We start from the raw sequence: 11,869 nt of genomic DNA, 5'->3' as shown, positions 1-11,869 counted from the left end.
CTCCACTCGGCCCCAGCCGCGCCACGTCGCGCCACGCCCCACCATCCAGTCCGACCCCGCGCACCCGCTGCTCATCTGAGCGCCCGCGAGATCAGCTCTTGCTCATGTGAGCGGCGGGGTGCTCAAAAGTTGCTCGGCTCAGATCGCGCCCCATACGCTTCCTCAGGGACATCAGTTACTGATCAAGGAGGCTCAGATGAAACTACGGAAAACAGGGCTGCTCATCGCGGGGATTGCGGCGGCTTCACTCATGCTGACGGGCTGCTCGGTGTCGACGACGCCCGGAGGCGGGAGCGGCTCGGACGGCGGCGCAGGATCCGGCGAGATCTCGATCGGCTTCAGCCAGGCGACTCAGCAGTCGCCCTTCTACGTTGAGCTCGGCGAGGGCGTCAAGAACGCCGCGGAAGAGTCGGGCGCCTCGCTCGAGTACGTTGACGCCAACGGCGACGTCACCAAGCAGAACAACGACATCGAGGATCTCATCACGCGCGGCGTCGACGTGCTGCTGGTGAACCCGGTTGATCCGCAGGGCATCGCGCCGAGCATTGCCTCCGCGAAGGCGGCGGGCATTCCGGTCGTTACAGTGGACCGCTCGGCGGAGGGCACGATCGCCCATGTCGGTCGCGACAACGTCGCTATGGGGAAGCTCGTCGGCGAAGCTGTGCGCGAGACGCTCGGCGACGCGGGCGGCAAGATCATCGAGATTCAGGGTGACGCGGGCGGCACCGTGGCGATGGACCGCTCGGAGGGCTTCCACCAGGCGTTTGAGGGCGACGACTCGGTGAACATAGTGATGGGCCCGTACGCGGAGTACATCCGCGCGAACGCGGTCACTGCAATGCAGGATCTGTTGCAGTCGAACCCCGACGTCAAGGTGGTCTACGCACACAACGACGACATGGCGCTCGGCGCGCTGCAGGTGTTGCGCGAGAGCGGTCGAGACGACGTGCTCGTCGCGGGAGTCGATGGTCTCATGGAAGCGGTCGACGCGATCGCTTCAGGGAAGCAGTACATCGCCACTTCGCTGAACGACCCGATCTCCCTCGGCAGCACAGCGGCGGGGGTCGCTCTCGCGGCCGCGGCCGGCGAAGACGTTGATGCCGAGACCGACGCCGGCACCGAGCTTGTGACCGCTGACAACGCCGCGGACTACGTCGGCGACACCCTGTTCGCCGAATCGAAGTAACCGCGTGAGCGCGGCGGTCGCGGCGGGCAGGCCGCGACCGCCGCATGAACCCCAACTCGCTGCCCTGAAGGAAAAGAACATGACGCGATTGATGACCGCTGCCGTGATGCACGAGCCCGGCGATATCCGAGTGGAGCAGGTGCCCGTCCCCGAGATCACTGCCGGCGATGTGCTGGTGCGGGTCGAGGCGTGCGGCGTGTGCGGATCGGACATTCCCCGCATGAACTTCGCCGGCGCTTACTACACGCCGATCATCTGCGGCCACGAGTTCTCCGGCACGATCCTTGAGCTCGGGGCCGAGGTCACCGGGCTTGAGATCGGGCAGCTCGTCACGGTGCCCCCGCTGATCCCGTGCTACGAGTGCGACAGCTGCAAGGACGGACAGTTCAGCCTGTGCGAGGACTACGGCTACTTCGGGAGCCGGCAGGAGGGTGCGTACGCACAGTTCGTCGCGGTGAACGCGAAGAACGCGTTCCCGATGCCCGAGGGCGTCGACCCGCGCGCGGCAGCAATGATGGATCCGTCTGCGATCGCGCTGCACGCGATCTACCGCACGAAGCTGGGGCCCGGAAGCCGGGTCGCGGTCACCGGCGCCGGCCCGATCGGGCTCTTTGCAATCCAGTGGGCTCGGCTGCTCGGGGCCACCGAGGTGCTCGCGGTTGACCTGAGCCCGGAGAAGGCGGCAATGGCCCGTGAGGCCGGCGCAACGATGACCGCGAACAACTCCGAGGAGGCGCTGGCGCAGGCGGGCCGCGGCTTCGACGTGATCATCGAGTCCGCAGGCGCAGCCCAGACCGTGGCGCTCGCCACTCAGCTGACCGCCCGCCACGGTGAGGCGGTGTTTATCGGGATCCCGCACACACCGGTCGAGCTCGAAAAGGGCACGTTCAGCCACTTCCTTCGCCGCGAGGCCTCGCTGCACGGCAGCTGGAACTCGTTCTCCGCGCCGTTCCCCGGCCGGGAATGGGTGGAGTCTGCCCGCGCATTCGCTGACGGCTCGCTGAAGTGGGAATTCATGATCACGCACGAGCTCGGGCTCGACGCGCTGCCGGAGACCATGCGGCAGCTGGGAGAGCGCTCGATCTTCAGCTCGAAGGTGCTCTTCATGCCGAATCAAGACTGACACCGCGAAGGAAGAATGGGAGCATGTTCTCACTCGCAATCGATATCGGCACCGAGGGGGCCCGGGCTGGCGTGTTCGACGCCTCCGGGGCACGGCTTGCCGACGCCTCAGCCACCTACCTGACCAGCTACCCGGCGCCCGGCTGGGCCGAGCAGCATCCCACCGACTGGTGGCGCGCCGCGGTGCAAGCCTCACGGACCGCGCTGAGCGAGGCGGGCGTTGACCGCGTCGCGGCCGTCAGCGTCGCGACGACGGCGTCGTCCGTCGTGGTGGTCGACGCTGCCGGGGAACCGCTTCGCCCGGCGCTGCTCTGGATGGACGGGCGGGCCGCGCAGGAGGCGGCGGAGACCGCTCGACTCGACCACCCGGCGCTCCGGTTTTCAGGTGGTTCGGACAGCGCCGAGTGGCTGGTGCCGAAGGCGATGTGGCTCGCGCGCAACGAGCCGGAGACCTACGCGGCGGCGCACCGCATCGCCGAGTCGGTCGATTACCTCACGTTCAAGCTGAGCGGCGCGTGGGTGGGATCGCGGATGAACGCGACGTGCAAGTGGAACTACGACTACCGCAAAGGCGGGCTGCCGGAGGAGCTCTACCGCGAGCTCGGCGTGCCGGGACTGTCGGAGAAGCTGCCACAGGAGATTCTGCCGGTGGGCGCGATCGCGGGCGAGCTGACTGCCGCCGCGGCTGCACAGCTGGGTGTCGCGCCCGGCGCCGCCGTGGTCACCGGCGGGATCGACGCGCACCTCACGCTCGTGGCGCTCTGGGGGCAGAGCGCCAACCCCGTCGCGATCGTCGCGGGGACCTCGAACGCATTTATCGCGGAGCTCACGGATCCGGTGTTCGCCCCGACGATCTGGGGTCCGTACCCCGGAGCGCTCCGCGAGGACCGCTGGCTGATCGAGGGCGGCCAAATCTCGGCCGGTGCCGCGCTGTCTTGGCTCTCAGAGCGCGTGCTCGGCGTCACGCGCAACCGCATCGGTGACCTGGTCGAGCGTGCGCTTGAGGTGCCGGCCGCCGGGCACGGCCTGATTGTGCTCGATCACTTCATGGGCAACCGGACGCCGCTGCGCGACCCGAAGCTGCGCGGCGCTGTGCTGGGCCTCACGCTCGGCACCACGCCGGAGCACCTGTACCGCGCGACCGTCGAGTCGGTGGCGTACGGAACGCGGCAGGTGCTCGAGTCCTTCGAAGCAGTGGGGGTTGACACCACCGACACGTTCGTCTCAGGGGGGATCCGTCACAACCCGCTCTGGCTGCAGACGACCGCCGACGTGCTCGGCCGGCCGGTGCAGCTTGTTGCGGGGGAGAACCTCACTACGCGCGCGCTCGCTGCGCTCGGCGTGGCCGCGACCAGCGGGGAGCCGCTGGCGGAGGTCGCCGCGCGCTTCACACCCGAGTGTCGGGTGGTCGAGCCGGATCCGGTCGCCGCTGCGGCGCTCGACGCTGGCTACGAGACGTACCGCGAGACGACTGCGGTGCTCACGGACACACACCATCGTCTGGCCGCGGCCACCGCGGCCACCGAGCGTCGAGCGGCGGTCCCGGCATGAAGCAGGACGACGATACGCTCTCGGTACGTGCCGCGGAGCTGTACTACCAGGATGACAAGAACCAGGCGGAAATCGCCTCGATTCTCGGGATCAACCGATGGAAGGTGGGACGGCTCCTCAGCTACGCGAAGGATCGCGGCTACGTGCAGATCGAGGTGATTCACCCGCGCGCCAGGCGGCTGCCGCTTGAGCGTGAACTGCGCAACGTGTTCGGGCTGCGCGACGCAATCGTTGTGCCACAGGCCGCGAGCGAGCGCGAGTCATTTCAGCGCACCACGGTCGCCGCGGCGGAGTATCTCGCGACGCTGCGCCCGGTACCGCGCAGCCTCGGCATTAGCTGGGGACGTACCCTGCAGCAGATCGCCGCCGACCTGCCCGATGGCTGGACCAGCGGGATCGAAGTGATTCAGATCAACGGCGGTGTGACCGTGAACCGTCGTGCGGGCATGGCCTCGTCCACCGCGACCGCAATCGCGCAGAAGGGCGGCGGCACGGTAACGCTGCTGCCGAGCCCGGCGATCCTTGAGCAAGCCAGCACCCGCGAAGCGATCGAGGGCGATCGCGCGGTCGCATCGATTCTCGAGGCCGCGCGCGAGGCCTCGGCCTACGTGTTCAGTGCCGGCGCGGTCGGCGGAGACTCCGTGCTCGTGAGTAGCGGGTACCTCGACCCCGCCGACATCACCCGACTGTCCGAGCTCGGCGCCGTTGGCGACGTGCTGGGCCGGTACATCGACGCGGACGGCAACATCGTCGACCCGTCACTCAACGAGCGCACCCTTGGCCTCACCATCGCCGATTTGCGGGCCGCCGACACGGCGATCGCGGTGATCTCCGGCCGCGCAAAGTGGCCCGTCTGTCGCGCCGTGGTGCGCAGCGGCACCTGCTCGGTGCTCGTCACCGACGAGGACTGCGCGAAGAATCTGTTGAAGGAGCACACCCCGTGACCAACTCACTCACGACCGACGCCGTCGCAGGAGACGACGCGGTCCCGCTGTTGCGCATGCGCGGCATCCGCAAGGGGTTCCCCGGAACCATTGCGCTCAAGTCGGTCGACCTCGACGTGCACGGCGGGGAGGTCCACTGTCTCCTTGGCGAGAATGGCGCGGGGAAGTCGACACTGATGAAGATCCTCGCCGGCTCCTACGTGCCCGATGAGGGAACGATCGAGATCGCTGGCGAGCCGGTGGTGCTGCAGCGACCCCTCGACGGAATCGCTGCTGGTATCTCGGTGATCTACCAGGAGCTCGACCTATTCCCCGACCTCACGGTCGCGCAGAACCTCTTCCTCGGGCACACCCCCGCGCGGGGCGGGATCGTCAAGCGCGGCGAGCGGCGCCGACTCGCGCAGGACGCGCTCGACCGAGTTGGGGCGATGTTCTCGCCGGACGCCCGCGTCGGCGACCTCGCAATCGCCGATCAGCAGCTGACCGCGATCGCGCGTGCGCTCACGACCGACGCGCGCATCATCGTGATGGACGAGCCGACGGCGACGCTCGGTGAGGCCGACGTTGAGAACGTGTTCGGCGTGATCCGGCGCCTTACGAGCGAGGGGCGGGCGGTGATCTACATCTCGCACCGACTCGACGAGATCCGTGCGATCGGGACGCGGATCACGGTGCTGCGCGACGGTGTTGGTGCGGCGCGCTACCCCGTTGCGAGCACTGACGCCGACCGGTGGATCTCCGACATGATCGGCGACAAGAAGGCCGAACTGACCGAGCACCGCGCCCGGCGCGAGTTCTCCGACGAGGTGGCGCTCTGCATCGACGAGGTGTCGATTCCCGGCCTGATCGACATTCGAGACCTTTCGGTGCGCGCCGGGGAGATTGTCGGCCTCGCGGGGCTGGGCGGCGCCGGGCGCACCACGCTGCTCTCCGCACTGTTTGGGGCCCGTCCAGCGACGCGTCGCGTGCGCGTGTTCGGCGAGGCTGCGTCGATCCGCTCCGTGAAGGACGCGATCCGCTACCACTTCGGGCTGGTGCCGGAGAGTCGCAAGACCGAGGGACTCCTGCTCGGACTCTCCGTCGCGCGCAACGCCGGTCTCGCAGCGCTGCGCGGCTCCAGCTGGCTGCGACCGCGCGAGCGCTCTACCGCGCTGACCGCACCGATCCTGCGCGATCTCGCCGTGAAATACTCCGACGGCGCGCAGGCGGTCGGGCTGCTGTCCGGCGGCAACCAGCAAAAGGTGGTGCTCGCGAAGTGGCTGGCGCGTGACACCAGGGTGTTGCTGCTCGACGAGCCAACGCGCGGCCTCGATATCGGGGCGAAGGCGGATCTCTACCGGCAAGTGCGTGCTCTCGCCGACCGGGGCGCCGCGGTGCTCGTGGCGTCGAGCGAGCTGGGCGAGCTCATGGCGAACGCGGACCGCATCGCCGTGCTGCACGAGGGCCGCAACATCGGGGAATTTGACCCGCTCGTCGACAGCGAAGAAACGATTAGTCACGCGATTATCAGCGGAAAGGCATCATGAACGCATTGCAGACCGCACCGAAGCCGGTGCAGACGGACGCTGAGGCCCGTCGGACCTGGAAGCAGCGGAGCTCCGGGTGGCTGATCAAGGGGAACCTGCTCATCGTCTTCGTGGTGATCTGCGCGATTGCCGCGCTGCTCAGCCCCGACTTCTTGACGGTGCGGAACATCTCGAATCTGCTGCAGCAGTCGAGCCTCACCGGCATCATTGCTATCGGGATGACGCTCGTGATCCTCACCAGCGGGATCGACCTCGCGGTCGGCTCGACGGCGGCGCTCAGCGGCATGCTCGTCGCGATCTTGCTCGACGGAAAGCTCCCGATCGCGCTCGCGATCTTCATTTCGCTTGCCGCGGGAATCGGTATCGGCCTGCTGATGGGGGCGGTCTCGGCGTGGATCCGCCTGCCGGCGTTCATAGTCACGCTCGCCGGCCTTACCGCGGTGCGGGGGTGGGCGTATACGCTCACCGACGGCCGTCCGGCCGGGTCCGGGCTCCCCGACGCCTTCACCATCATCGGCGGTGGTTACCTGGGGGTGCTTCCGCTCACGGGGCTCGTCTTCATCGCGGTGACGATCGGCACGGCGCTGATCCTGCGCTATACGACCTTCGGTGAGTACATCTACGCGGTCGGTAGTAACGAGGAGGCCGCGCGCCTGTCAGGTGTCCCCGTGAACTGGGTGAAGACAGCCGTGTTCGGGTTCTCGGGCCTCACGGCTGCGCTCGCCGGTGTACTCCTCACGAGCCGCCTCACCATCGGCCAGCCCACGGCATTCCAGGGGGCGGAGCTCGACGCGATCGCGGCCGTGGTGCTCGGCGGCACGAGTCTGTTCGGGGGCCGCGGCAGTGTTGGCGGCACCTTCGTCGCCGTACTACTGCTCTCAGTGCTGAAGAACCTCTTCAACCTCATGGGGATCGGATCGTTCGTGCAGATGATCGCGACCGGCCTGATCCTGGTGCTCGCACTGATTTTGAACAAGGTCTTGGACGCGCGCGCCCAGGCCGCCGCTCGCTGACCCACCACCACAAGGAGAAGAACCGATGACTGTTGAACTCACCGATCTTGCTCGCGCGATCGACCACACATTCCTGAAGCCCGAGGGGCGGCGCGCTGACATCGAGCAGACGGTCGCCGAGGCGGCCGCGCTCGGCACCTACAGCGTGTGCGTGTCGCCGTCGGCGCTGCCGCTTGCGCTGCCCGAGGGGAGCACGCTCAAGGTGACCGTCGTGTGCGGGTTCCCGAGCGGCAAGCACCACTCAGATGTCAAAGCTGCCGAGGCAGCGCTCGCGGTGTCGCAGGGCGCAGACGAGATCGACATGGTGATCGATATCGGTGCGGCGCTCGACGGCCGCTTCGACGCGGTCGAGGCCGACATCAGTGCGGTGCGTGCAGCTGTGCCGGCGCCGACCGTGCTGAAGGTGATTATCGAATCGGCGGCGCTCGATGACGACACGATCACCGCGGTGTGCCGCGCCGCTGAGTCGGCCGGCGCGGACTTCGTGAAGACGTCGACCGGGTTCCACCCGGCCGGAGGCGCGAGTGTGCACGCCGTCGAGGTAATGAAGCGCGCAGTCGGCGACCGCGTGGCGATCAAGGCCTCGGGCGGGATCCGTGACCGCGCCGGTGCCGAGGCGATGCTGCGCGCCGGCGCGAGCCGGCTTGGAATCTCGTCGAGCCGCACGGTGCTGAGCGGCGGGACCTCGCAGGACACCTACTGAGGCTGAGGGGCTCGCGTGCTCGGCACTCGCGCCGCGTGGCTCGCGCTGCGCCGCCGCGCTGCATAGCCCGCGCTGCGTAGCCCGCGCCTGGCTGCCCCGAGTGTCGCTAAAAGCGCCCTTCGCGAATCGCGAAGGGCGCTTTTGGCTCCACTCGGGACCGTGTTCGTCCGGGGCACGAGCGCGCGGGCAACCCCGGGCGCGGGCAGACCCGGGCGCGCGTGCCCCGCGCGAGCGCGCGAGGCACGCGCGCCCGCGCCCTCACCTGCACACCGCTAGGCGACGGTGAGCTGCATCGAGCGGAGCTCGCGCCCGAGCGCCGCCCCGTCCTCGTCGGCGAGCGCCGCCTTGCTGAGGCGGGCGAGCGCCTTCGCCGCGTCCTCCCGCGGCGCGAGCTCGGGAACCGCCGCCATGAGCCGCGTAAAGCTCTCGGAGCCGTGCGCGTGCGTCTGCCCGTAGCCCTTGAGCACGCGCGCACTCTTCGCGATCTCGCAGGCGAGGTCGTAGTCGGTGGCCGCGGTCTCGACGATGAGGTCGAGCCACGCATCGATCGCGATCTGCTCCCTGCCGTAGCGCAGCGAGCGCGGGCGCATGGGGCGCAGAGAGACGAGGAATCGAAGCATGCTCGACCCCACCACCGACGTGGTGTTGACGATCATGCCGTCCCTGGTGATCTTGCCGACCACCTTCTCGAACAGCTTCGAGCGCGACAGCGCCCGGCCGAGCCCCGTGGGGAGCGTGTCGGTGATCTCGTCGACCTGCGGGTGCAGAAACTCGCGGATCTGGGTGAGCTGCCCGCTCTCGGCCTTCGCCTCGACACGCACCCCCTCCATGCGACGCTTGCGTAGCTTCTGCATCGCCACGTGGATCGTGTCTTGATAGGCCATCCAGAGCGCTGTGTGGCGCGCCACCTCGAGGCTGAGCACAGCCGGGTCGTCGGCCCCGCGCTCCGCGTCGAACGGGATCACCCGTGCTGTCCGGTTGAGAAACAGGTCGGTGTAGTCGGCACTCTGGTAGAGCGCCGTGCGTACACAGCCGTGCACCACCATCGACCGCGCTGGCTCGGCGAAATCGGCGACCCGATCCATGCGGTCGGCGATCCTCGGCCCCACGAGCGCGCGCGGGTCGCTCGTGGCAAGCTCGGCGTGCCGCCGCTCGGCGGCCTCGGATGCCTCCTCCTCCGGGTCACGCGGCCGGCGCCGGCCGATCGTGACGCGCACCGGCCCCAGACCGGTGGGCTGCGGCGTCGGGGCTGCAGCAGCCTCTGCGGCAGCGAGGGCCTCCGCCGCAGCCTGCTCGGCCGCCTCGAAACCGAGGCCGAACGCCTTGAGTGAGCGCTCGACCGCCTTGCCCGAGCGTTTGAGTGACTCCTCGAAGCGTTCACGGGGGATCGGCAGCGCGCCGGAGCCGGCGAGCGCACCGAACAGGGAGGAGGAGATCACGCTGCCGGCCTGCGCAGCGAGCGCGCTGAAGTCCGTGGCGATGAGCCGCTTCGAGCCGAGCCGGGCCGACTCGATGAGGCTCTCGTCGTCGACGCGGCCATCGCCGAGCGCGATCTTCTCGGTAATGGCGAAGACGCGGTTCGTAGACGCGATGAGCGTGGTGCGGTCCGGCGTGCAGAAACCGCGCTGCAGTGCACGGCCGGCCTCCATGAGCTCGGACGCGATCACCACGTCGACCTCCCCGGGGGTGGGGAAGAGGCTGAGCACCGGTTCGGTGCGTGCGCTGCCGGTCTTGGCGGCGTCGCTGCGCGGGAAGAGCTCAACGTAGTAGACCGTTGCGCCCGTGCGCTGCGCGACGCCCGCGACCGAGGTGCTCTGCGTGATGAAGCCGGAGTCTTCTCCCAGCGACACGATCCAGTCGGCGAGCACGCCGCCGCCCTCGCCGCCCATTGCGAGAATCGCGATGGTGATGGGACGGCGGCCGGTGGTCCATGTGTTCACGCGGCCACCTCGTACTGGCTGGCGCGGCGCTCGACGGGGTTCGACAGCAGTGAGATCCACGCGGAGCGAACCCGGCCGAGGGCGCGGTCGCGCCAGCTGGGGTTGATCACCACGTCGGTGCGGTAGAACGACGGGCACAGGGCTGCCGCGTGCGCGTTCGCGCCGCAGACGCCGCAGCCGACGCACGTGTCGGTGACGGTGGCGACCGGGTCGGTGCGCATAGGGTCGGGGTTCTCCTTCAGCGTGAGCGAGGGGCAGCCCGAGATGCGGATGCACGCGTGGTCGCCAGTGCAGGTCTCGGCGTCGACACCGAAGCGCTGCCGCACCACGCGCTTGCCGGCCGCGATGTCCTGTTGCGCCTGCGGCTTGACCCGGCGCTGCCGGTTGAGCTGGCACTCGCTCTGGGCCACGATCACCTTGGGGCCTTCGGTCTTCGTGGTGAACGCCTCGACGAAGATCTTCTTGAGCTTGGCCACGTCGTAGGTGTGGGTCATGGTCTTTGCCCACTTCACCCCGACGCCCCGCACGGCACGCTCGATCGGGTTGCGCGAGGAGCGCGACCCGGTCTCGGCCTGCCCGTACGACGAGAGCAGGTCCTGGCCGCCCGTCGCCGCGGCGTACGAGTTGTCGACTACGACCACGACCTGGTCGTTCTTATTGAAGACGGCGTTGCCGATGCCGCTCGTGAGGCCGTTGTGCCAGAACCCGCCGTCGCCCATCACGCCGATCGTGGACCGGTCGGCATCGCGCGAGTTGAGGGCGGCGGCGCCGGCGGATCCGAGGCCGTACCCCATGGTGGTGCCGCCGAGGTTGAACGGCTCGTTGATGCCGAACAGGTGGCAGCCGATATCCATGCTGATGTGGTGCTCCTGGCCGGTCTCTTTCTCGGCGAGTTTCATCGCCGAGAAGATGGGGCGCTCGGGGCAGCCGGTGCACAGCCCGGGTGGGCGGGCCTGCACCTGCTTCGCATCGACGCGCGGCGCAAACGGGCTCGCCGGGTTGTCCGGCGGCAGCAGCAGCGCTGGCCGAGTCTCCAGGAGCTCAGGTGCGTGCTGCTCAAGGAACTTCGTGAGGCCCTGCGTGACCACCTGAGTGGTGTACTCGCCGCCCATGGGGAGCAAGTCTTTGCCGTGCAGCTTCGTCTCGACGCCCGCCTTGCGCAGGATCGAGTGCAGGTTCTGCTCGATGTAGTCGGGCTGCCCTTCCTCGAACAGCAGTACCGCGTCCTTGTCCCGGCAGAACTCGAGCACTTCCTCGTCGATGACGGGGTAGGTGACGTTCATCACGTACATGGGAATGCGGGTGTTGCCAAAGACGTCCGAGTTGCCGAGCAGCTCGAGTGCGCGGTTGACCGTGTTGTAGAGGCCGCCCTGCACGATGATGCCGATGTTCTCGGTGTCGCCGTCGAAGAACTCGTTGAGGCCGTGCTCGCGGATGTACTCGACGGCTGCCGGCCAGCGCGCGTGCACTTTCTCGTGCTCGTGCAAAAAGCTCGCCGGGGGCAGCACGATGCGGCTGAGGTCTCGCTGCGGGTGTTCGACGGCGTCGGTGATCGTCATCGGCGGACGCACGTTGTCCTCCGCCACGAACGAGCCCTGGAGGTGGCAGGAGCGCAGCCGCAGGTCGAGCATCACGGGGGTGTTGCTCGCTTCGGAGAGGGCGAAGCCGTGCTTGACGGTGTTGACGATCGCGGTGATGTTTGGGCGCGGATCGAGGAGCCACATCTGCGACTTCATCGCAAACGCGTGCGAGCGCTCCTGCATGATGCTGGATCCCTCGCCGTAGTCCTCACCGAGGATTACGAGCGCGCCGCCCTGCACGCCGCCGCTGGCAAGGTTTGCGAGCGCGTCGGAGGCCACGTTGAGGCCGACCGTTGATTTGAAC

8 protein-coding genes and 1 pseudogene are annotated in these 11,869 nt (G+C 68.5%); 7 read left to right on the top strand and 2 right to left on the bottom strand.

The features are described from left to right. Positions 1-196 precede the first annotated feature (196 nt). The 7 genes from EV139_RS07925 (at position 197) to deoC (ending at position 8,045) form a co-directional block, all read left to right on the top strand. Positions 197-1,186 carry a substrate-binding domain-containing protein gene (locus tag EV139_RS07925; RefSeq protein ID WP_237464467.1) on the top strand — a complete coding sequence of 330 codons (990 nt, stop codon included), beginning with the start codon at positions 197-199 and terminating at the stop codon, positions 1,184-1,186. Positions 1,187-1,265: 79 nt separating this feature from the next. Then, positions 1,266-2,309, top strand: a complete 1,044-nt coding sequence (locus EV139_RS07920) for a galactitol-1-phosphate 5-dehydrogenase (protein WP_198677493.1) — start codon at positions 1,266-1,268, stop codon at positions 2,307-2,309. 23 nt (positions 2,310-2,332) lie between these two features. Beyond that, complete coding sequence (locus EV139_RS07915) at positions 2,333-3,859, top strand: FGGY-family carbohydrate kinase (RefSeq protein ID WP_130453777.1); 1,527 nt, start codon at positions 2,333-2,335, stop codon at positions 3,857-3,859. Next, positions 3,856-4,803 carry a sugar-binding transcriptional regulator gene (locus tag EV139_RS07910; protein WP_130453776.1) on the top strand — a complete coding sequence of 316 codons (948 nt, stop codon included), beginning with the start codon at positions 3,856-3,858 and terminating at the stop codon, positions 4,801-4,803. Before EV139_RS07915 ends, EV139_RS07910 begins: the two co-directional genes overlap by 4 nt. After that, positions 4,800-6,329, top strand: a complete 1,530-nt coding sequence (locus EV139_RS07905) for a sugar ABC transporter ATP-binding protein (protein WP_198677492.1) — start codon at positions 4,800-4,802, stop codon at positions 6,327-6,329. Before EV139_RS07910 ends, EV139_RS07905 begins: the two co-directional genes overlap by 4 nt. Next, complete coding sequence (locus tag EV139_RS07900; RefSeq protein WP_130453775.1) at positions 6,326-7,342, top strand: ABC transporter permease; 1,017 nt, start codon at positions 6,326-6,328, stop codon at positions 7,340-7,342. The genes EV139_RS07905 and EV139_RS07900 overlap by 4 nt, the downstream gene beginning before the upstream one ends. A gap of 25 nt (positions 7,343-7,367) precedes the next feature. Then, positions 7,368-8,045 carry a deoxyribose-phosphate aldolase gene (gene deoC / locus EV139_RS07895; RefSeq protein ID WP_130453774.1) on the top strand — a complete coding sequence of 226 codons (678 nt, stop codon included), beginning with the start codon at positions 7,368-7,370 and terminating at the stop codon, positions 8,043-8,045. 272 nt (positions 8,046-8,317) lie between these two features. Here deoC and EV139_RS07890 read toward each other — a convergent pair whose 3' ends face one another. Further along, the gene (locus EV139_RS07890; RefSeq protein WP_130453773.1) at positions 8,318-9,985 is read right to left on the bottom strand and encodes an indolepyruvate oxidoreductase subunit beta family protein; all 1,668 of its coding nucleotides are present in this window, start codon (positions 9,983-9,985) and stop codon (positions 8,318-8,320) included. 419 nt (positions 9,986-10,404) lie between these two features. After that, positions 10,405-10,839 (bottom strand): annotated as a pseudogene (locus EV139_RS16300) (thiamine pyrophosphate-dependent enzyme); the annotation flags it as partial. Positions 10,840-11,869 lie beyond the last annotated feature (1,030 nt).

The organism is Leucobacter luti, assembly GCF_004217175.1.
Taxonomy (GTDB): Bacteria; Actinomycetota; Actinomycetes; order Actinomycetales; family Microbacteriaceae; genus Leucobacter; species Leucobacter luti.
The sequence above is the reverse complement of the archived record's forward strand: the minus strand, read 5'-3'. Positions and strand labels throughout refer to the sequence as shown.